Below are 19,935 nucleotides of genomic sequence, written 5' to 3' on the forward strand. Positions count from 1 at the left end.
GTTATTCTGAATCCCACTCCTGCCGCAATTGCGGCAGGTTCTCGGTCTTGTAGCCGAAGCTTATTCACTGGGCAGATAAAAGTGCCAACACCGAACAAGGGAAATGACTTTGAAATTAAACCTCGCCGCGAGTTTCTGCCTCGCATCAGTATTCGCCTTGCCTGCTATTGCCCAGGATGAAGAACCGCCGAGCCCGGAGAAAACGGCAGCGCACTTCATCGCCGCGTTCTACCGGGTGAAGCCTGAGCAGGTTAATGTAACCCTGATCAAGCGTGAGGCTCTGAGTGCAACAGCCGTTACTCATGTGAAGGGGCTGCCTAACTGCACAATTGACATGGCACCGACGCCGGCAGCCGATCCGAAGTTCGGCTGGCTCATTGGCGGTCTGGGCTGTGATACTTCGTTCAGCAAGGATAACGGCTGAATGGCTGACACTCTTGGCGAGGTGTATGGAATCTTGTGCTTCATGATTGCACTCACCTTGGTTCAATACTTACGGCTTCGAATAGCAAAAACCCGCGCATGCGCGGGTAAGTCATGGTCACGGTTTTTCATCGCAAGCTACTCGTGGAGGTCTCGTGATCGAGTCCGATCTAGAGCCAGTTTCTAATATGGCTGCCCGGCAAATGGTTGCAACTGCCGGCCCCCTACGATTGCCAATTCCTAATCACTGTTCTGACCTTTTTGCTACAGGCTGGGCTTTGGCTGACACGCTTGTTGCAAAAGGGATCGACCCATCATCTGTAATGAGTGAAAGCTGGCACCACGAAAAAGTGGCCGGTTTTGATGCGCGGCTTGCCGCCGTTTGAGAGCTTCTATGCACTATGGCGGCGGTAATGTGGGCATGTCTCGGCAGCATTGCCTGAATGGGCGTTTCGTCCGCAGGTGCAACGTTAGATGCTGTGCTCTGAGGAAACAGTAGTGAACAAGCTTTTTGCAGGCACTCAGGCAATTGCAGATGCGCTAGTAGCGCATGGTATCCCTGTTGTCGAAGTAGAACCGCACGATGCCGAAGAGCCAGAACATTCTGATCGCATTTGGTTGAAGCGCTTTTCGGATGGGGGAATGTGTGAGGGGGAATATATCTTTGTCGGGGAGTCACGATACAAGGACTCCGACCGGGTAGACCTGTGGGTTGGTCATAACAGCGCTGATCTTTGCGGTGGTCACCCAACGTACTGGTCAACCCTTATCCCGGTAGGCGATACGAAAGCCATTCAGGGGCTCGTACTCAAACACTGGCCGAAAGGCGAGTAGATCGAGGAAACGAATCAAGCCTGGATAGTGCGGCGTGCATTTCGTCTCAGGCGCATGTGTGGCAGCCAGACTCGGTAAAGACCAATTGCATTGGTCAACACAAAGCACATGTGCAAGCAAGCTATGCCGTATGCCTCAACCAGTACCCCATAGCAGGTCAACGTCAGGCTTGAGACCAAAAACAACCACCAACCCCATGGGGAAAGCCTGACATTGCTTGCGATCAGAGCTGCGCCAGCGATGCCGCAAGCTGTTCCTGTCCACTCCAAGATTTCATTCATAGCGCATTCTCCACGAGCTAGGACTCAAGAGCCATTAGATGAGTTGCCAAGCGATGCCAGAACCTCATCGAGTGCGTCGATGGCAGCGGAGAGCCCATTTTCAAGCTGCTCAGCAGCTTCTTCCAGGGCTTCGACTGCTTGCTCCATGGCTTGGCCTTTATCGCCTTGCTGCAAGCTCTCTGGGAGGTTGTCGAAGCTTTCCTGTTCCTCACCCTGGAGAACTTCAATCTCGTCTTTGAGAGAGTTGGCGTTTTCGAGTTGTGCCTTGAGGGTTTCGATCTGAGCACAAATTTCAGCGATGCGCTTTCTACGTTTGTTGTTCATGCGTGATGCCGTCCAGTGTGCGTCAAAGCGCTGCGATTGAAGGCAGCGCTGGGCCTTGTGTGAGTTAGAGCTTTGCAGCGGACAGCAACGCGGATATGCGTGCGACGATCTTCTCGCGACGATTCAGAACATCGGTGCTTTCAAAGATCAATAACTCCAACTCTTTGCCCAGAGCTTCGGCAGTGTAAAGGTCGCTTGCCATGAAAGGCAGCGCCATTTCACGGTGCGCAGAGTACCCTTCAATTTTCACACCTACAGCGCTCACTGTGATGGCGCCGTAGGCGTTGGGATCTGGCCGGTAGAACACAACATCATTGATACTGAACCCTCCTGTAAGCCACGCAGGCAGCTCCGACACAGAAGCAAGTCCGTAATCGGTAGGGTTGTCGAATAACTCTCCATTTGCGTTGAGCAGTGAGTCTTCTACGTCAGCAGCCTCGGCGCGGCTCCCCTCACGATACGAATCTTCGACTGCACGGTTTGCAAGGACACTTAAGTGGATCAGCTTTTGGCTGTGCGCATCGAGCACGATGCGGGTCATGCGCTCAGACTTCTCGCCTGCGAACAGGTGGCCCCAGCTTCCGACGATATAGTGAGGGGGAGTGTGTGTGCTGGCTGGTAGGATTGATGCTTGCTGCATGGTGCGTCTCCTGTCAGTAACTGGGCCGAGGCAATCTCGATTGATGCATCCAGTATCTGCCCAGTTAGCCTGTGTCATTGCAGTCAAGGTGTGTGCGGGGTCGAATCGTCAAACCGGCCCGTGGGTTTCGGGCCGGCTTATGGCTTGTTTATCGGTTATTCAGTGGGTCGTTATCCCACTTATCTTGCAGCTTCTTCATCTGCAATTTGTTTCGATATTTTAATGCCCAGGAAATTGCGAATGCGAAAGCGAAACCTCCGGCCAAGACGACAGAGAATGCGATAAGAAGGTTGATAGCGAATGTAGCATTAGTCATTTTTTTATACTCTTATTGGTTGACTTCCGCTCATTATGCAACATGATTGCAGAGAGGATCAATAAGAGTCTATTAGGTTTGACTAAATATATATTCGGGGTATATAAAAATACTGCGCGTTACTTTGATATATCCTGTTTGGCTGGTGCTTCTGGAAGGTCGGCCTCCAGAGCTAGTAGACTTTCGCGCAAGCGTTTGTAGCAAGAAACGCCCAGATAACCAGCGCCGATAATAATAACTGCGCTCACAAGGGTGAGCAGTCCCATTTCTTTATTGGCGAAAATGTACCCTGCTGCGGCCAGTGCGAATGATCCTGTAGCCATGCCCAAGAAGAATATATAAATGACAATAGCTTCTAAGGTCTTAACGTGGGAATTCATGTGTGTCGTCCTAAGTGGAAGTAAATACCAAGATGGGGATTTGTAGCTGGTGGTTATGATGATACAAGCCGCTCGGGTGAGTCCAATCGCATCCAGGCGCGGTGGTACTTCTCTACACGACGTAAATCGTTTTCGGTGACGATACTCAGCCGTAGCAAATTGAGGTTGTCCTCAATGTCCAGCAGCTTCACCTTTCGAGCCAGCGGATGCACGCGCACCCTGTCAATGAAGGCTTCGTAGCTTTCACCCCGGCGCCGAGTCAGAACCTCAACTGCGGTGACTACCGATTCTGGGAATCCATCCGCCCGAAGATCATCTGCCGTGGTGTCGCTGTCTTCGATTACGTCATGCAGGAGTGCTACGCATTGCCCAATAGGGTCATTCAGCCTTGCCATGAGCCGCAGTGGGTGGAGGATATAGGGCTTTCCCCCTTTATCCACTTTGCCGCCGTAGGCCGTGAGGGCGCGCTTCAAAGCGACCTCGATCATCTGTGCATCCATGGTTACTCCAATATTTCTTGAACTGCACTGTCCTGGGCGGCGATTACAGCGCGACCGGCAGTGGTGATCTGAAAGCCGTAGGTGGCCACGATCAATAGCTTTTCGTCTTCGAGTCCGCGCACTGTACGGGACACTGCTAATGCCGCGCCCTGCGGGGTTCGAAATTCGTAGTTGGGGAACGCGGCATAGGCGAGCGCCGACATGGGGAGCGATCCCCTTGCTGCACGAGTGAGCGCGGTAAGGATTCGCAAGCGCTGTTCCGCTACTGGAGCTACTGGTTTCCCGGCTTGCCTTTCGCTACGGCTGGTTTTCTGTGCGGTATTGTTCATGCGCAAGACTCAAGCATTGAAGGCCCCTTCGTTCGTCGGAGCCGTGGTGACAGCCAATCAAGCTTCTCCTGTAGCGCCGCTGCGTGCAATCCAAGGAGGTGCAGTTGGCGATGTGTCCAGTCTGCGGATGCGAACGCGTGTGTCATCAACCTACGGTAGGAATCGAAGGGAAGTGCTCAACTCCTGTATTAGGTATTCACGTTCCAGTCATTGCTACGGCTGTACAGGGGGGAAGGCTTGGGTCTATACGGGCGTGAAGTTTCGGTCGAATACATGCACGCCCTATCGAGGGTCATCCCAGGGATCGACGCGTTTTTTGATGCGCTGCCTTGGGTGCCAGTGAGAGGGGTAAAAACGAACCCTTCGCCAACGCGCCACGCTTGGTGGTCATGAATGGCACCATGTAGGGCGTGACGCCTACAGCCAGAGCAGAGCCGAGTGCAATCCCGGCAATCACCCGCGCCTCCGTCCATTGGGACGGCAACGCGACGAGCAGCACACATGCAATCAGCGCAGCAGCGAGTGAAAACAACCAAACGCGGTGATCGATCTTCACATGACGCATCTCAATGGGTGCTATACGCACAGGCTGGGACTTGAAGTTTTGAATCGCCATGATGGTATGCAGATCAGCAACTGGCACCTCACCAAAGTCTGGGTTCCCAAGCGGGGAGGTCGTACCGGGTCTTTGGAAGAATGCGAGTTGCACCTGTTCGGGTTCTGGAAAGCTAGCAGGCCAACGCTCTGCCGTCTTCGCCCCATAGGCTCGCAATAGGGGTAGCGTCCAGCTTGGGTTTGGAACAGGTTCTACCCAGCGGCCATCCAGCACCGCCCAAACCCCTGAGAAACCGCCCTTTTTCACATCATAGATTTCGATTCGGCTGGCTTCGGGGTACGTCCATTCGAAGACCCGCGCCGGAATGGATTCAATGCCTTCCTCACGGAAAAAATCCACTCGGTTCTTTCCCTCGCACGGCGCAAAGATGCCCAGCGGCTTCACCCACGCGTAGGTAGCATCATCGACCTTGCCGTCGGCCATCGCGACGAAATCGGTCAGTCTGTCGCGACAACTTTCCAGATCGCTCTCACTGAGGCTTGTGCGGCGCCAGCGCCAACTACAGCCGAGAGTGTTGCTGGTCGGAACTAGAGCGAACTCATACGTCGGCGTGCCATCGTCAACGCGCTCACAGGCCCGGTAGAACGGGAGGATATGGCAGAGGAAGGGCAAAGGCTCATGCGGGCCAAGGGCGCCATCGTGAAGATCACGCGCCAGCATGCTTGCGCCATGGTCTGCGACCGCAACATCCATCAGGTATTTGTTTCGGACAACAGCTTGGACGGCTCGGTTGAGGTCGTCCGTGACACCCGTATCGAGTGGTTGTACTCCAGGTTTCAAGCTGGGGAGGGGTGAAGTTTCCATTCCTAATCAGCAATCCTGTTCAGAGTCCGATATTCATCCCAGTCCATGCCAAGTGCCTCAGCCAATTTGCGCTGGTGATCAAGTCGCCACTCTTGGGCTTGCTCTGGCGACGTGGCGACCAATCGAATCACCAACTCTGTTACGTCCAGCCCCTGACGGCGAGCTGCCTCAAAGAAGACTACAGAGCGCTGTTGTTCGCGGTACTCAGAAACGGTCAAGCCGCAGGCCTCGATTACTGCTGGTTTGACTGATTGGATTTCAGCGAGCAGATGGGGATGCTCTGCGAAAAATTTTTCCATTGCAGCGTTGTGCCGCTGTTCAACTGTCATTCAAATTCTCCTTTGACTCGGTGGCCGGTGAGTCCGCTTCCTGTGGTACTGGAAAGCTCGACTATATCGGCCATGAAATGCGACAAAGCTGATCCAGCCATTCGCGTGAGTATTGATGATTGTAAGTCTTGTTGCTGCCCTGTCACGCAGCAAGGTGGGGAGACTTTTGCCTCGGCCACCTCGCTCTCTTTTACGGGATTTGGGGATTTAGTGCGCTTGTTTATCAGGCAGCGGCACGTTTGTTCCGCAGGCTGCTCCCACGGCGCTGGCTGCGGATCTGCTTCCCACGTGGCGGGCGTTCGTTCTCGTTCAGGCCTGCCCGCCATTCAGTGAAGGCCACTCCTTTCTTGCGCTCAGCTGGCGCTGGGGCGCGCTTGGCCCCCCGGTGATCGACCACCTTTTCACTTTCGACTACCGGGGTAATGCACTGACTGGCGGCAGTAGCTTTAAGGCAGGTCTTGCAGGTAATACCTTGGGTGTCAGAGGTGGCGTTCGAGCTAGTCGCTGCGCGACCGCATGCAGTTTTTACAAGGTCGTTCGAGTAGTGCAGAGCCATAATTCTCTCCAATTGGCTGGTGCCACCCAAGCGGGGGCGGACTGTAGTGGGGGTGTATATGCGCCAAATCCCTTAATACGAATTGGCGGTGGCTGGCGGCTCGGTTTGCGGAGCCTTTGGGGCCAACATGATTCTTGTTTCTTACTCAGCAACACTTGCCGCTGGTGTGGTGAGAGGCTTATTTGACCGCACAGCCTCTACGGCCAGGGCCAGATCGCGGGCCAGGGTGAGCAACCGTTCCATGCGCTCAGCATCGACGATCAGCATGCCTGTGATCCGTCCCACCCGCTGTATCTCGGCGTTCAGTTTGTCGAGTCGCATCTTGAATTTCTGGGCTGTGACACCGTGTTTTTTGATAGCGGCCTTGGTGTCGAGCCCATTAACAAGATGGTCGCGCAGTGCCTCGACCATTTCCGGGCTATGAGAGCTGTCAGCCAGGAATTCATCAAACACTTCATTGGGCAGGTCGCCTGGGGCGACCTTGAGTAAATCGATCAGCATGTTGCGGTTCCAATCATCGAGGCAGAAGGGTGGGTGACAATCAGGCTGCCGCCTTCAAGTCATCCTCACCTTGAGCATTCAAGTTTACTGGAGGAAGTGCGTCAGCTTTCTCGGCCTCGTCCAGCAGAGCAATGAACTTTTCGAGCTGCAACCGTGTTGCCTCGGAAAGATTGGCGTAAGCCGGATCTTCTTTCAGCAGGCGGTTGACTTTGAACAGTTCCAAGCCGTGCTTGCGAACTGCTTTCTTGACGTGTGCGTCTGACGCATGACGGGCGGTAATTCGTGGCCGGGCGGGAGTTGTGGTGCCCGCTTCTTGTTCTGCTGTATCGCCCGTCTTCGCTGGGTTTTCTTGCCCAGCCGGGGCCTTTGCCTGCATTTCAGCAAGGGCGCGAGCACGGCGGTTCTCAAGTTCCTGCACTACCGCACCATTGCCATGTGCGCGGAGCATGGTAATGGCTTCGGACGCGGAAATTTCTGTGCTCAGAACTGCATCCACCAGTGCCTTCGGCGAGTTCACCAGTCGCAGCAGGCCATCCACATAACCCGGCTTGATGCCCATGCGCTTGGCGATCACTTTGTCGTCGTGTCCATTACGCGACAAGCGCTTGCAGAGCACACCGAGTTCAAATGGAGCCAACTCCTTGCCTTTGTTGGCGCGGTACATGGTCACGTAGAGGTCATCGAGGTTGGTATTACGACCGTCCTGCACCACTACAGGCAGCAGATCAATTTCCGCGCCTTTGGCGATTGCTTTGATGGTGGATTCGAGTCGGCAATGCCCATCGAAAACGTACAAGCCCAATACGCCGTCGATTTCCAACACCAGAGCCGCGAGCGGCTTGTGCTGCATGAAACCTTCTTCAAGGATGGAATCGGTCAACTCGGCGATGTGCTGATCAAGGTCTGGGCCTGGGAGACGGACGTTGAAGCCCTTCAAGACCTTCAATTCCTTGACCGGCACTTTCCAAAGGTCGGAGCTACCGCCCGCACCCTTGATTTGCGGAATGCCTGTAGCACTCTCGTCCGACTTGCCTTCGTAGATGGCTTGGATACCCGACATGACCTTTTGAACGCCATCGGAAAGGGCCTTGTCGGCACCTTTCTTCTCGTCCTTGGGCTCATAGGCAGCCTTGATGCCTGCCATGATGGTTTTGACGCTACCCGGATTCAGGGTCAGATCGAAGTTATCGATTGCAAGCTGGATTTGGTTGGTGGCCATGGCAGTCATTGGGTTATCCCTCTGCGGTAGAAGTTGATGTGTGAATAATACCCCCTAGGGGGTGAATAATCCACATCAGAAACCCTCAAGAGGGTAAGTTCGTCAGCTCCGATTTTGGGATTCCAAGTCAGATTATTTGCAAACAAACCAAACTGGTTTCAGACTTGGCTTCACGCGCCTTGGCAGGGGCCTTCCATCCGCATGAGAGAAGCACTTTGTGTCACTGCTGTTAAGCGAGGCCAACCATCGTAGAGCCATTTGGGATACGTCTGGTAGCGGATGACACTCTGTTCCCTTCGAGGTTCACGATATGCGTACTTCATTCAAATCACCTAGATCCCTATCTGCTATCAAAGCTATAGCGTCGAAGCTTCGAAAATCCGATTCCCAATTAACTCAAAGCCAAGCTCTTGAGCGGGGTGCGATTTGTGCGGGTTTTGCGAATTGGAAACATGCGACAAAGGTAATGCCGGATGTGATGCGGCTTGTGAAGGTGTCCGCAAGTTGGGCGAATGGTTCCAATAAAGCAGCTGGTGTGGAAACTCTCGCCTACCCTCTGCCATGGTCTGCTGCTGAATTGGTCGGAACAATAAGAAACACAGACCATGTTTCATGTTTAAAAGATGGAGCATTGATCGCTGGTGCGTTCTCATGTGATGAGAAAATTAATCAGGTTCATCTTCGCCCGTTTCCTAGCCAAGGCTTGGCTCGCAAGGTGCTGGTGCGAACGCTGCGGGAATTGATGTTTCGAGAAGCGTCTGGTTTGAGCCAGCGTTACAACATGTATTTCGATAAAAGCCTTTGCAAGTGGACAGAGAACTTTACGTCGGATAAATGGGATTTCCCTGGGGCTGATTATTTCACTACCTGGGTTCATCCTGCCGAAGATAGTCCCTTAGTTTTTGCTGAGTTTAAGCAGAGTGAATCCACAAGTTTGAGCCTTCGCGAGTCTCAGAAGGCTTGGTGCAAAAAATACGGTTACAAGATTACGCCCCTAAGTTGGGGAGGAACTTTACAGACAGGCCTATCACCAGCATTGATAACATCCACCGACGCTGGGTATGACCTGCTCCGCATCAGATCCATGGTTGAAAGGCTGCCGGATGACTTTGGTGTCAACCCGTGGCTCGGCGAATCAGAGGAATTGCGATACCCCCCTGAATGGATAAGGTCAGTGAACGCATAATTCATAGGCCGTAGGGCTGCCAGCTCAACTTTGTTTGAGCCGGCAATGCCTCTGGGTATTCTCAAAGTTCTAGCTCCGCATGAACAACACCGTAGCCGGTGCTATCTCGCTGGGCGCCAAGTCATCGCCGTCATTGCCAATGCTGAGGTATTAGCTTTCCGTATTGTTGTATCCAATAGTTTTGGGATGCAGTGTGTCAGCGCCAATGTAAACAGCATCAGGAGCTTCCGGCCACTCCAGCCGGCAGGAATCGAAGCTTCCTTCGTTCCAGGCGCGAAGGAACTCCAATGGGCATTCTGTCTGATATGCAAGAACAAAATCGATGACGGCTTTGCTTGCTTCCTGGCCCTGGCTCAGCAGCGCGATCTGAGTCCGCAGGTCTTTTGCGAAATGCAGAAGCTGAGGGCCGCTGAGACCTACATCGGGCCGGATAATGCCTGCCTCTACGATGCATTCGCCGAGGGCCTGCCCCAGCAGCTCGACATGTTCAGCTTCGTTGCCATCGAGCACCACGCGTGAAGCTGTCCAGCCTGCTTGCCAGACACTTAGGTCATGACCGTTAGCCGGGTCAAGCACGTCAACCTTATAGTGATCGGCGAAGGCTTCATCGCAGTCACCCGATGCGCCCGGAACGCCATTCTTGGAAGCGGCATCGAGCAGGCGTCGAAGGTCTTCGGCTTTGACACTAACGGTAGTCGCAGTATCACGGTGTGCTATCTCATGCAGTCGAGCTGTAACGTCTTTGATGCTGGTCTGATCGGATGTGGCCATCTTCTTGAATCTCACATTGGGAAGGTTAGGGTAAGTCGGTGGAGTCTGTTCGATGTGATGCCGGCATCGATCATCCAGCTCCAGGATCTGCCGCAGAGTTTTGCTCACTCGCTACTGCCGCCTTGAAGTTGGCCAGTACCTCGCCGAAGGCCGCTGAATGACTGAGTACCCAGTCGAACAGCTCGTCTTCCTCACGACCTTCCAGAACGAGGCGGGCGTGAAGCTTCACAGATTCCTCACGACGCATGCTTAGCCACTGACTGAAAGTGTCCAGATCGCGCACGCCGGCATGGCGCATGAACACATCCAAAGGGCTGCCAGCCATCATTTCAGCTGCGGTCATCATGCCGGCAGCTTTCATCCGCTCAGTGAGCGCTGCGTCGTTGTCGAAGACGGTGCTCAGCGCACGCAACTGCTCCACTTCCCGTGCTAGGGGCTCGGCTGCCTCCAGCTGATTGCGCAGCAACTCATAGTCGCTGGCAAGAATCACGGGCCTACCCATCAGCTCGGGGTCGTCAGGCGCGTATTGTTTTGCCTTGATCACGCATTACCCTCGACGATTGCGCGGCCTTTGATTCCGTTGGCCAGGGTGATGGGGTAGCTGTAATGCTCACCCGTTTTTTTGCAACGCCCGCAGTCCGATACTTCCGAGCCGGCGTGCTGAGCAATCGTGCGGGTCATGGCTTCGTGCAGCGACTCGTTCTCGCTGGGGGCTGCAATGAGGGGCGTACCGTTGAAGTTTAGGCGGAACGCCAGCGAGCTTTGTAAGACCATACGTCATACCTGAACTGTTTGGTGGTGCATCCATGATCGCCGGCTGCCGATGGTGTCATCGCAGCATGCCCGGTGTGTGTGGGAATGCTCGAAACCAAACCTGGGTTCCGGGGCGCTATGGGCGATCCTACCTCGCAGCTTTCTTGGGCTCAGCTCAACCCAATGCAGTTACTACATGGGACTATCGGTTGCTGACAAAAATCGGCATTCGAGCAAGGCCTCATCAGTAACTCCAGATTTTCGAAATACAGGCGATGGCCGATGGTAATGAATGCGACTGCCTGTGGAATTCTCATATAATCCGACAGCGGGCTCGATGGGCCGAGGCCGTAGAGAGGTGCGGTGTACGTGCCTATAAAACATCAGGGGTCGTTATGAGTTTCAATGCAGGGAATGTGGAGATAACGCTCACTTACGGCAAGCCGGGTGAGTTGGGCAGAACGTCAGAGCCTCAAAAATATTCAGTCGCGATGCAGCGCATGCATAGCTGTTACTCGTTCACAGTAGTCCCTTTGGAAATAGGGGTCGCTCTACTCAAGGCACCAGGTCTTTCCCGCGCTCGTATCAGGCTGACCGACGGCACTGTGGTCGAGGGTTCGGTGCGTAATGTCCAACACAACTATTTCGAGTTGGTCGAAGACAAGCGGCCAGCGTAGGAAAAAGCCATGTTCTACGAGAGCGTCAAAGCCGCATGGGAGGAACGGAAGGTTCATATTGGGCTGCCTGCTTTTGCATTTCGCGAACCTACAATTACGGGGCGAGGGTGGCTATACGCGTTCAAGGTTTTCTTGCTCAACGGTAAAGAGCGTCAGGCTTTGATTGACATAGCCGAGCACGAAGTAGCTTGCGTGGCTCAGATTTTCGGCGAAGTAGAGGACTGGACACCGGAGCAACGTGAAACGGTTCGACGTTCGTTGCGAAAGTTCGGTTTCCCAGTCTTCCCACCCTCCCAGCGGGAGCTGGAGACCAGCACTCCACAGCGCCGCCTTTTGATTTGGGAAGGTCGCCAGAGGGCCAAACAGGTTTTGGAAAGAACGTTATGAAAAACAGCTATCAGAAAGACTACTTTGACGAATTTAAAGACCAACTGACAGGTCACGGCTGCTTCATCAGTGTTAATCAGTTCCAGGCGCGTGAGGCATTTGAACGACTAACCCAACTCCAGAAGATCCGCGAAAAGCGTGGCTATTCCAAGCCGAAAGCTTGGCCGGCGAATCGCGCAGCAGCGCGCTCGTAAGGGTAAAAACCATGCAACTCGAACTTGTTTTGAGGCTCATCGCTCTCGTATCAATCATCGGTGCCACGGTTGTAAATTACTCGCAGTATGGATTCATGCGATCGCTATTAACCCTGGCGTTGGGCTGTCTACTCTGGGGAGTTTTTTTTTGGTCGATCTCGGCGCGATCAAAGACCTGAATAACGCTCGACTGCATCCTACGGCTTCGGCTTAACCAATCGGGGCAAAATCAGTGAAGAGTCGTGATTGTGCGCCACAACAGAACAGGTGATTTATGAGCAACCCCCTAAAAGAACAACTCGAACAGCAGTTGGCTTCGGCACAGCAGGAACTGGAAAGTTGGGTGCATCAGGGCCTAACGCGGGAAGACGGTAGTTCTGCGCAGGATCGACGGTTTGAAGAGCGAGGTGAAAGTCTTCGCGAGCAGGTAGCTGATTTGTCTAATCAGCTTGATCAGCTGAAAAAATGATGGGAAGGGCGGCTACCGCGCCCATGGGCAGCTTCACCGACACCGGAAATGAGCATGCAAAACAAATCGCTTGCAGAACAGTTGAAGGCCCATTGGGTGAAAGTGAACAGCCCTGAATCCCTTTCCATTGCCAAAGGGGTGCGAGCGTCATCCGGCGTGCCCAAAGTGACCATCCGACCTACCATGCCACCAAGTGGCCGGGTGATGGTTCTAGAGGAATCATTCGACGTGCCGGCACCTGAAAACAAAGCCGCCGACGACCAACCGAAGTAGCATGGTAATCCCGGCTGCACACTACCGGCCCGCATCTGCTCGTTTGCTCGGTCTCGGTAGCGGCAGCTATTTCGGGATTTCGCATTAATTTCGGAAACAGACAACAGCTGTGGTTCCCGATAATGAAAAAGCCGCCAGCAGGCGGCTCTGTGAAAGCACCATTGTCTATTTTCGCAGCGTGCGGCCAGATGCTGCGAAGGCCTCCAACTCCGCAGTAGGGATGCCTTTGGCCATCGTCCAGAGTGCAGCGATGCGACGTGCCACTTCGTGTTTGGTCTCATCGGTCTGGCAGTAGTTGTACGTACTGGTAGAGAGTGGGTAGTGGTGCTTACCGTCCACCAAACGGACGGTGAACGGTTTGTACCCGCCTTCGACCGTTGCCGTGAGGTTGATCAGTCTGGTGGCATCTTGTGCCTCATCAATGCTTGCCATTCGTTGCTCCTTGAACCCCACCTGGGTTGGGGTGCGCTCGCTTATGCGCAGTGAATACGACGAAGGCCTCGTCAAAGGTCAGTAACCCGAGCGCTACCCGATCCAGCCGCTGACCACACTCTGGACAGTAGTTGAACTCACTGACATAGCCTGGGTGCTCGATCTGTACGCTTTGGCCGCACTCATTGAACTCATCAATCGTTTTGGCAAACTCGATGAGGCGCTTGTTCCAGTCGTTTGCTTTGATCAGCTCATCAGGGATGTACCCTACTGGGTGGTCGCATACAGCCGGCATTGGGGAGTTCCTTTGAGGCCTTCGTGATCTGGTGATGCAGGTTCATCATCACCTCGTACCCGTAGTGTCATCGCAGCAATAGAGCCGGCAGAGCACATCCTAAGACCCCAACATAGGGATTCAGGGACTCACCTCGGCGCAATGCGTGAGAGGGCTTATGGTCGGATTGTATCGAGGGGCAGCCAGCGCCTCACTTCAACTGGATGCAGTTACTCACGCCAGAGCCGCTGCAAGGGACAAATAGAGGGCGCATTGCTGGTTTGCAGTGCGAAAGAAAAAGGGAGCCGAAGCTCCCTTTGTTGACCTGGATACGATTACTTGACCGATGCCCAACTCTCGACGGTTTCAGCGCCGTGTTTGGCTTTCCACTCTTTAAGGGTCTTGTGATTACCGCCCTTGGTCTCGATGATTTCCCCGTTCTCAGGGTTTTTGTAAACCTTGATCTGCCGTGCCTTACGGGTAGCAGGGGAGGCGGCATTGACAGCGCGCTTAGTCGTCGCCTGGGGATCGAGCAGCGCAATAATGTCACGCAGACTTTTGCTGTACTCACCCATCAATTCGCGGAGTTTGTCTTCGAACTCCAACTCTTTCTTGAGCCGATCATCGGTGGACAGGGCGGTCAGACGGGCTTGCAGTTCTTCAACTGCTTGTTGGGTTTGGCGGTATTCGGCAATCAGGGACATGGCATTCTCACGTTAGAAGTTCAGCTGCAAAAAACATGTCAACAGACACGGTGGCAAAAGGCAACTCAATGCGGTGCATTTAGCTAGACTGACGCGCCTTGAGATTGTTGCGATTATCAGAAGCATAGCCTTGATAGTCAGTCTCATAAAGCTTCCACCACAGTTGGCGTAAGCAATGTTTTATCGTTCATCCGGTACTTCCGAGTACATGGATTGGGCGGCAGTGGCCCAACGCGGCGCCATCGGCCTGACCGTGCCAAGCAGAACAGGTCTGCGACTATTGCTTCGTCACATGACGTGTTCATCTGGCCTGAAATGCGCTATGCCAGTCGTAAAGATAAGACTATTCAGGCTGATCAGCTGGAACGGGCTGTGGCCCCAGCAGGTACTCACCATCAGCCAGCCAAGCCTGTTCAGAGCCGTTGAATGATTTGAACTTGTTCACCCATCGAGTTGGATCAACCATGACCGGGCGGGGCTCGGCTTTGCCTTTCTCGAAGTACCAATACAGGCCTCGTTCGACCGGGATGGATTTGTGTTTGTCCAAGCCGTGGCCACCATTCTCATGGGCAATATTGAATCCCTCCCATGCTCCGCGAACCCAGCTAGCTGCATAGTCACCTTTAGGCAAACGCAACACCGCCTGTTCGACCATATGCTTTTCGTCTGGGTAGCCGTAACGCTCCACCGCGATGCGTTTGATAGAGGCTTCGAAACCATCGCGTTTGTGATCCAGCAGCTCAGCTGGGTATTTGCCCTTTACCACTTCAATCTCCTATGGCGTCTGTGCTCGGGATGCTGCCTATTGTAGGGTGAGTCGCTGTGTGTCCTGGCGTCTACAGTTTTGGCTTGGGAAACTCCCCACATCCCAAGACAGGAATTTACTTACAACTCGGTGGCGGTGAACGTTAGACGGCCTTTACCGCTACCAAGGTGGCCATCATTGCAGGCAAGACGGCGAGCGATGATGTTTGCATGTGACTTGGAATCCGCTCGAATGTCGGGATAGCGGATGCCGTTGACTTCATCCCAAGCAGGATACTGAAAGGTGAGAGTCACGGTGTAGGACTTCGCTGGCGCCGGATCAACCTGCTCAGCTGGGGCAAAGCTCGGCGTGGTCACAATCGGCTCACGCAGCCCCATGGCCACCTCTACTTCCTCAAGCGTGCCGAAGAACGGTTCTTCGCTATGGCCATTGATGTAGCTGTAGAACTGGCCATTGGATAGCTGGCCGATTGCTGGATGCATGCCTTTTCTCCAGAGTGAGGTGCCCCAGCGTGCCGGGGACGATTGTGTCAGATAGTCGGATGTTCTTTTGCCGTTACCAACTCTTGACCTTGCTCCCAGGCGCCAGCGAGCTTCGGGTGAGAGGCGATAATTGCCGGTGCCTTACCCTGTCCAGCATACGCCCCGAGGTACAGCACCTTCTGCATTACCCGCCATACCGGATCGAGCTGAACAATCGAACTCGGCAAGAAGGGTTTTACGCTGGCGATGATCTTTGCGACCAGTTCAGCTTTCGCCATTTCGATACGGATATTCACCATGTCCCGGAATGTCAGATCAGCTGGCGCTGGTGGCATAGGATGCTGCGGAGTGTTCCAGGCCGGCCCAGTACCTTTGTGCTTGCTGAATTCTTCCCAGAGCCATTCGTGGACAGGCCCCGAGTCGCGGGCGAGTTTTCGCAGGCGCTGCTCCGACACTTCGCCGGCGCGGTAGGCGGCTCGGTCTTCGGAAAAACAGTAGTACCAGTCATGGTTTTGCAGGTGAGCATAGAATGCTGCCAGCGGGAACACGGTGGACTTGGCTTGAGGTTGGGTTTTGCTGCGAAGAAGGGTGATGTGTCCGATATTCATCGCTGGGCTCCTGCGCGTTGCGCGCTTTGTTGATGGAGCCATCATCACCCTTGAGCAGTTGTGTCATCGAAGCGACCAATGATTTTGTGGAAGATGCTCGCCTCCGAAAATGGGATCTGTTATTCCCCGAACCCGTTTCTGTTTAGTCGCGCTTACGATCTGGGGCGACTTCCTTCTCGATCCATTCTTCTCTGTCGCTCTCTGCGCTCCAGCCTCATTTTCTTCCCAGCCTTTGGGTCAGCTGAGGTGGTTATGGTGACTGTCGCATCGCGCTTCTGGTTGAACTGAATTCGGTCTTTAAGCAATGCCAGAAGCTCGGGATTAACGTGTGGCCCATCCACGGCATCGCTCAAGGACACGAGACTCATCGCCGCGCCCTTGGGCCAGATGTTTTCTATGAACTCATCCACGGTGCGGCACTGCATGGCCATCTGTGGCGAGGAATACCCCAGTGCGTGGGCGAGCATGTACTTTGCCCCGGTAAGCGTTAGGTCGGCCCCGTGAGCCTGACCGAGTTTTTTGAGCTTTTTTGCTATCCGTCGAAAACGATCCACTGACAGGCCAGTGCTTTGGCTGACCAAGAGGATTTGGTCACTGAGTCTGTCATCCCGAAGCACGTAGTCTTCTTTTGCGACCCAACCACTCATGTTGTTTGCCGCCAGGAACCCCGTAAGGTGTTCACCGAGGTGATGGGCCACATGCCGCGCAGTGATCTGCTTCGGCGGCTCTTGGGGCAAGATTTCTACTGGCTCAACCAAAATACGTGCTCCTTTTCAGTCCCTGGCCACGCAACTCGCGGCGGAAGTCTTCTCGCCCGCCCAGAAAAATCACCACAAGGCGATCCTCGAACAGGGATTGCAATTCTAGATCGCTCACTACAGACATGGATTGTGCTGTGAACAGCACTCTGCGTCCGCGAAGCACTCCAAATAATTCGGAACGGTTATCCCAGGCAAAGCGGTTTGGCTCTTCAATCGCCAAATTCCCATCAGGGAGCCGGCAAACATCGAGTTCAGGGCGCTGACCCTGCAAAACCAAATTGATATCAGGTTTGAGAACGATGAGATTTCGGATTTTGCTGAGCAGGTAGGATTTGCCAGATCCTGCTCGCCCTATGACTATGACCCCGTAACCAAGGTGCATCAGGCACAGAATGTAGCGCCCATAGAAGAACGCTCGCGCACGGTGAAGAACGGGATGCGAGCCGGGCTTGAAAGGATCTATACGCTTGGGGCGGCCTAATACCTCGACCACCCTGGTGCGTTTAAATGCTTGTATCAATGATGCTTTAAGATGATGAAGCAAAATACCACCCTGCAAATCGGATTCAGAAAGCGCTATCTCAAGTCTACTGCCTAGGTCTATGCACGCAAACTGCTGCAACGACCCCATTTAACTACAACTGGGTTCAATGCTCGCTGAAAGATTTCCAGCGTGAAAGGCTCTCGCTGGTTGTGTTTATCTTATCCAACTCCGGCGCAACCAACTCGTTCAAGAACGGGTTTGCGATCACGAACAATCGCTGCGTTTCTGCTTGAAGAATGGTCGCTGTTAATTGGCAGGCACCAATGCAATCGCGCTCGGTGGTTGTGACTGCCTCGGTCAATTGTTCCTCGCCGACGTTCTGGCCGGCTAGTTCGCGGGCGGAAAGTTCGAGCTTCTTTCGAGACTCTTGTACGGCGATAATCTGGAGTTTGAGGTTTGCAACACGCTCATCGGCGTCCTCGATTTTCTCCGCGATTGCCAGCGCGGGGCTGTGTTCAGCCATAACCTTTCGTAACCAGTGTTGGGGTCTGGTGTTCATATAGGGCTCTACTGTTGGTGATGAGTTTTAGATGCTGACGGTGTACTGGTATAGGTCGCGTCTGGCAGTGCAAACGTGATTTCGGTGAGGTCAGCGACAGCAACCGATTCCGGGGCCTTCATATCCCGAAGCTTTCGATCACGGGAGCGAATGATCAAGTTCTTCAAAGGCCACAGTTGCTTCCAGCATTGACTGGCCCTGCCGTGCCTTTCCTGGAGCTGGTCTGTGCGGCACTCTGTGAAACCTTTTTTGAAACCATTGCACCAGTACCAAGCGTTATCGAGCGCAGTGGGTGGTGCATCACCGCACCCGACATGCACCTGTGGTGCCACGAACACATCGTGTTCCGCCCTATCCAGGCCACTTGCCAAGGCTTTGATTAATCCGCGCATGTCGTCCTCGGTTGGATAACTTGATTGAAAGCCAATTCTGCCATTTTCCTGCCGGTGTCATCTGCTGACGCCCATGTTCTCGAAACCTAGTCAGGGAAGCGGGGCGGTAGTGGCAAGGCTTTGTCGATCACCGATGGGTTGCTGAACTGCACGCCTCTCTTACTTCGACTGCTCTTGCGCGATGTGTAAGCGACCGGCCTCGGTGAGGTCACCGCGACCGTCCAGTAATCCGCGCTTCGCGAGTCCGGCAATGGTTCCTGTGCGCCCGCCATGCTCGCTTCGTCCATAGCAGCCATAAAATGCTCCGCGCCCTTCTGCAATGTCGCTGAGTACCCGTTCCATCAGGGGCGACATGGCGCGGGGTTTGGCCGGCGCCCTCATGGCTGGTCTTCCTCATGTTCGGGCTTACACCAATCCAGCACAGTGGTCAGCCCGATCAATTGGACTTCTTGCTTGCTCAGGTGCATAGGCATTTCAAGTCTCCATCGGGTTACACAAGGTCGGCAGGTACGCGGAGCATCGGTTTCTTCGTCTTGCCGGCAACGGCTTTTGTGACATAGAACCGCAAGGCAGCAATCAGCATGGTCGGGCCTGTCAGGTAGCCATAGTCGAGTTCGGCGTAAGAGTGGCCATAACGCCGTGTCCACTCAACCGAACCTGAAGTTGGCCGGAACCGACAGTCCTGTGCCATCCACAGTTGATGGAAGGAATGGCCTTCTTCCTCCACGTAGCGCAATTGGATCTTTTCCCGCTCAAGGATGGGGTGGCCGCTAGCTGGGTCGGTCGAAGGGGCGTAGATGCCCTCGGGGCCAAACTGGGACGGGTTATGCCAGAGGTCACCATCTTTCAGGTGGACTGGAACGTCTTCGAGGCCGGCTACCAGCCAATTGATCATGAGGGGGGTGAGGTCTCCAGCAGCGACATTGATCATCTTAACGCCAGCGCTGCGGGCTTTTGCTTTGGGTTGGTTCACGGGATTGGCCTCGGTATCAAGTTGATGAGCCAATCATGAGGGCGGGAGAGTTGTGTCACCGTGGCCAGACAAAGATGCTGAGCCACGATGATGAGATTTCAGCCCAGGGGGGCGCGACCATTGATAAGGCCATCGCTTAAAAGATCGCCTAGGTGCTAGGGCTGTTCAAGTGCGCGCTGTTTTTTCGAACATGTCGAGCATTCGGGGCATAGCCATAGGGTCGGAGGGTAGGTTCGAGTCTACGTTGCAGGTGATTTTTGTACCATTTGGGGTGGTTCCTTCGCAGCCTTTGAAACCGAAGGACAAAAGATCGAAAGCAGTTTTCACCGCCATTCCGAATTGATCAGGCGAATGGCCTTCGATTTCAAGGGTGATCACAGCTTTGTAGTTAGGGCTTTCCATAAATTGCATCCGAAGTTTGTGAATGTTTGTCTTGCAACAGAGAGAGGCTAGTGGCTGATGCGCGAGATTACGGCATCCCAGCCCGGCCAGTCACTGGTGCCAAAATTGCCGTCGCCGGTTACGTTTTCCTTCTCCCACTTTTCCAAAGCGAGCTTTTCATCTGGAGTCAATGTGGTGGCCGCCTTGATGATGCGCTCGTACTTGGCGATATGGGATTCGCTGAACCTCGACTCATTTTCCTGCTGCTGCTTCTCTGCGTGCGAAAGCTCAGTCTGGGACATGCCAGTCTCCTTTGTTGAGGTGGGCTTCGGTTGGGCCATAACCCGATAAGGATAG

Annotated in this window: 32 protein-coding genes; 8 read left to right on the forward strand and 24 right to left on the reverse strand. The window is 54.0% G+C overall.

Going from position 1 to position 19,935, the window contains the following annotated elements:
- Positions 1–103: 103 nt before the first annotated feature.
- The 3 genes from ASC85_RS21640 to ASC85_RS21645 all read left to right on the forward strand — a co-directional run bounded on the left by ASC85_RS21640 (position 104) and on the right by ASC85_RS21645 (position 1,257).
- Positions 104–424, forward strand: a complete 321-nt coding sequence (locus ASC85_RS21640) for a hypothetical protein (protein WP_057451250.1) — start codon at positions 104–106, stop codon at positions 422–424.
- Positions 425–578: 154 nt separating this feature from the next.
- Positions 579–809 carry a hypothetical protein gene (locus ASC85_RS32205; protein WP_156395671.1) on the forward strand — a complete coding sequence of 77 codons (231 nt, stop codon included), beginning with the start codon at positions 579–581 and terminating at the stop codon, positions 807–809.
- 112 nt (positions 810–921) lie between these two features.
- Positions 922–1,257, forward strand: a complete 336-nt coding sequence (locus ASC85_RS21645; RefSeq protein WP_156395672.1) for a hypothetical protein — start codon at positions 922–924, stop codon at positions 1,255–1,257.
- A gap of 305 nt (positions 1,258–1,562) precedes the next feature.
- Here ASC85_RS21645 and ASC85_RS21650 read toward each other — a convergent pair whose 3' ends face one another.
- From ASC85_RS21650 to ASC85_RS21690, 9 genes are all read right to left on the reverse strand, one after another.
- A complete protein-coding gene (locus tag ASC85_RS21650; RefSeq protein WP_057451252.1) occupies positions 1,563–1,862 on the reverse strand; it encodes a hypothetical protein in 300 nt (99 codons plus the stop codon).
- Positions 1,863–1,926: 64 nt separating this feature from the next.
- A complete protein-coding gene (locus tag ASC85_RS21655) occupies positions 1,927–2,502 on the reverse strand; it encodes a hypothetical protein (RefSeq protein ID WP_057451253.1) in 576 nt (191 codons plus the stop codon).
- Positions 2,503–2,937: 435 nt separating this feature from the next.
- Complete coding sequence (locus ASC85_RS21660; protein ID WP_057451254.1) at positions 2,938–3,198, reverse strand: hypothetical protein; 261 nt, start codon at positions 3,196–3,198, stop codon at positions 2,938–2,940.
- Between the two features lie 53 nt (positions 3,199–3,251).
- On the reverse strand, positions 3,252–3,698 hold the full coding sequence (locus tag ASC85_RS21665) for a GTP pyrophosphokinase (protein ID WP_201785305.1): 447 nt from the start codon (positions 3,696–3,698) through the stop codon (positions 3,252–3,254).
- A 2-nt stretch (positions 3,699–3,700) separates the two neighbouring features.
- Entirely contained in the window at positions 3,701–4,027 is a 327-nt protein-coding gene (locus tag ASC85_RS21670) for a hypothetical protein (protein ID WP_057451255.1), read from the reverse strand.
- A gap of 292 nt (positions 4,028–4,319) precedes the next feature.
- Entirely contained in the window at positions 4,320–5,447 is a 1,128-nt protein-coding gene (locus tag ASC85_RS21675; protein WP_082534432.1) for a hypothetical protein, read from the reverse strand.
- A 2-nt stretch (positions 5,448–5,449) separates the two neighbouring features.
- Entirely contained in the window at positions 5,450–5,776 is a 327-nt protein-coding gene (locus ASC85_RS21680; protein WP_057451256.1) for a DUF6388 family protein, read from the reverse strand.
- A 697-nt stretch (positions 5,777–6,473) separates the two neighbouring features.
- Positions 6,474–6,833 carry a PapB/FocB family fimbrial expression transcriptional regulator gene (locus tag ASC85_RS21685; protein WP_057451257.1) on the reverse strand — a complete coding sequence of 120 codons (360 nt, stop codon included), beginning with the start codon at positions 6,831–6,833 and terminating at the stop codon, positions 6,474–6,476.
- Between the two features lie 40 nt (positions 6,834–6,873).
- Complete coding sequence (locus tag ASC85_RS21690) at positions 6,874–8,061, reverse strand: ParB/RepB/Spo0J family partition protein (RefSeq protein ID WP_057451258.1); 1,188 nt, start codon at positions 8,059–8,061, stop codon at positions 6,874–6,876.
- A gap of 301 nt (positions 8,062–8,362) precedes the next feature.
- Between ASC85_RS21690 and ASC85_RS32210 the strand changes: the two genes are divergently transcribed.
- Positions 8,363–9,238 carry a hypothetical protein gene (locus ASC85_RS32210; protein ID WP_156395673.1) on the forward strand — a complete coding sequence of 292 codons (876 nt, stop codon included), beginning with the start codon at positions 8,363–8,365 and terminating at the stop codon, positions 9,236–9,238.
- 150 nt (positions 9,239–9,388) lie between these two features.
- Here ASC85_RS32210 and ASC85_RS32215 read toward each other — a convergent pair whose 3' ends face one another.
- The 3 genes from ASC85_RS32215 to ASC85_RS21705 are packed head-to-tail and all read right to left on the reverse strand — an operon-like array spanning position 9,389 to position 10,783.
- Complete coding sequence (locus ASC85_RS32215; protein WP_156395674.1) at positions 9,389–10,117, reverse strand: hypothetical protein; 729 nt, start codon at positions 10,115–10,117, stop codon at positions 9,389–9,391.
- Entirely contained in the window at positions 10,080–10,553 is a 474-nt protein-coding gene (locus ASC85_RS21700) for a hypothetical protein (protein WP_057451260.1), read from the reverse strand. The genes ASC85_RS32215 and ASC85_RS21700 overlap by 38 nt, the downstream gene beginning before the upstream one ends.
- Positions 10,550–10,783, reverse strand: coding sequence for a hypothetical protein (locus tag ASC85_RS21705; protein ID WP_057451261.1), 234 nt, complete (start codon positions 10,781–10,783; stop codon positions 10,550–10,552). Before ASC85_RS21705 ends, ASC85_RS21700 begins: the two co-directional genes overlap by 4 nt.
- A gap of 665 nt (positions 10,784–11,448) precedes the next feature.
- On the opposite strand from ASC85_RS21705, the gene ASC85_RS21715 reads away from it, so the two are divergent.
- The 4 genes from ASC85_RS21715 (at position 11,449) to ASC85_RS21725 (ending at position 12,762) form a co-directional block, all read left to right on the forward strand.
- On the forward strand, positions 11,449–11,826 hold the full coding sequence (locus tag ASC85_RS21715; RefSeq protein WP_057451263.1) for a hypothetical protein: 378 nt from the start codon (positions 11,449–11,451) through the stop codon (positions 11,824–11,826).
- On the forward strand, positions 11,823–12,020 hold the full coding sequence (locus tag ASC85_RS21720) for a hypothetical protein (RefSeq protein ID WP_057451264.1): 198 nt from the start codon (positions 11,823–11,825) through the stop codon (positions 12,018–12,020). The genes ASC85_RS21715 and ASC85_RS21720 overlap by 4 nt, the downstream gene beginning before the upstream one ends.
- A 274-nt stretch (positions 12,021–12,294) precedes the next feature.
- A complete protein-coding gene (locus ASC85_RS31500; RefSeq protein ID WP_082534433.1) occupies positions 12,295–12,489 on the forward strand; it encodes a hypothetical protein in 195 nt (64 codons plus the stop codon).
- A 54-nt stretch (positions 12,490–12,543) separates the two neighbouring features.
- Positions 12,544–12,762 (forward strand): hypothetical protein, encoded by a 219-nt coding sequence (locus ASC85_RS21725; protein WP_057451265.1) that lies wholly within the window; start codon positions 12,544–12,546, stop codon positions 12,760–12,762.
- A 165-nt stretch (positions 12,763–12,927) separates the two neighbouring features.
- Here ASC85_RS21725 and ASC85_RS21730 read toward each other — a convergent pair whose 3' ends face one another.
- The 12 genes from ASC85_RS21730 to ASC85_RS21795 form a co-directional block, all read right to left on the reverse strand.
- Positions 12,928–13,194: a hypothetical protein gene (locus tag ASC85_RS21730; RefSeq protein ID WP_057451266.1), complete on the reverse strand. Its 267-nt coding sequence runs from the start codon at positions 13,192–13,194 to the stop codon at positions 12,928–12,930.
- A complete protein-coding gene (locus ASC85_RS21735; protein WP_057451267.1) occupies positions 13,181–13,489 on the reverse strand; it encodes a hypothetical protein in 309 nt (102 codons plus the stop codon). The genes ASC85_RS21730 and ASC85_RS21735 overlap by 14 nt, the downstream gene beginning before the upstream one ends.
- Before the next feature lie 314 nt (positions 13,490–13,803).
- Complete coding sequence (gene mvaT / locus ASC85_RS21740; RefSeq protein ID WP_057451268.1) at positions 13,804–14,172, reverse strand: histone-like nucleoid-structuring protein MvaT; 369 nt, start codon at positions 14,170–14,172, stop codon at positions 13,804–13,806.
- A gap of 343 nt (positions 14,173–14,515) precedes the next feature.
- On the reverse strand, positions 14,516–14,938 hold the full coding sequence (locus ASC85_RS33250) for a hypothetical protein (RefSeq protein WP_236712386.1): 423 nt from the start codon (positions 14,936–14,938) through the stop codon (positions 14,516–14,518).
- A gap of 119 nt (positions 14,939–15,057) precedes the next feature.
- A complete protein-coding gene (locus tag ASC85_RS21750; protein ID WP_057451269.1) occupies positions 15,058–15,420 on the reverse strand; it encodes a hypothetical protein in 363 nt (120 codons plus the stop codon).
- Between the two features lie 47 nt (positions 15,421–15,467).
- On the reverse strand, positions 15,468–16,028 hold the full coding sequence (locus ASC85_RS21755) for a hypothetical protein (RefSeq protein ID WP_057451270.1): 561 nt from the start codon (positions 16,026–16,028) through the stop codon (positions 15,468–15,470).
- A 152-nt stretch (positions 16,029–16,180) separates the two neighbouring features.
- A complete protein-coding gene (locus ASC85_RS21760; protein WP_057451271.1) occupies positions 16,181–16,786 on the reverse strand; it encodes a hypothetical protein in 606 nt (201 codons plus the stop codon).
- On the reverse strand, positions 16,779–17,420 hold the full coding sequence (locus ASC85_RS21765) for a hypothetical protein (protein ID WP_057451272.1): 642 nt from the start codon (positions 17,418–17,420) through the stop codon (positions 16,779–16,781). The genes ASC85_RS21760 and ASC85_RS21765 overlap by 8 nt, the downstream gene beginning before the upstream one ends.
- Before the next feature lie 16 nt (positions 17,421–17,436).
- A complete protein-coding gene (locus ASC85_RS21770) occupies positions 17,437–17,796 on the reverse strand; it encodes a hypothetical protein (RefSeq protein ID WP_057451273.1) in 360 nt (119 codons plus the stop codon).
- A gap of 918 nt (positions 17,797–18,714) precedes the next feature.
- The gene (locus ASC85_RS31505; RefSeq protein WP_156395675.1) at positions 18,715–19,197 is read right to left on the reverse strand and encodes a phage protein NinX family protein; all 483 of its coding nucleotides are present in this window, start codon (positions 19,195–19,197) and stop codon (positions 18,715–18,717) included.
- 165 nt (positions 19,198–19,362) lie between these two features.
- Complete coding sequence (locus ASC85_RS21790; protein ID WP_057451277.1) at positions 19,363–19,599, reverse strand: hypothetical protein; 237 nt, start codon at positions 19,597–19,599, stop codon at positions 19,363–19,365.
- A 47-nt stretch (positions 19,600–19,646) separates the two neighbouring features.
- Positions 19,647–19,880, reverse strand: a complete 234-nt coding sequence (locus ASC85_RS21795) for a hypothetical protein (protein ID WP_057451278.1) — start codon at positions 19,878–19,880, stop codon at positions 19,647–19,649.
- Positions 19,881–19,935 lie beyond the last annotated feature (55 nt).

The organism is Pseudomonas sp. Root401 (assembly GCF_001425105.1).
Lineage (GTDB): Bacteria > Pseudomonadota > Gammaproteobacteria > Pseudomonadales > Pseudomonadaceae > Aquipseudomonas > Aquipseudomonas brassicacearum.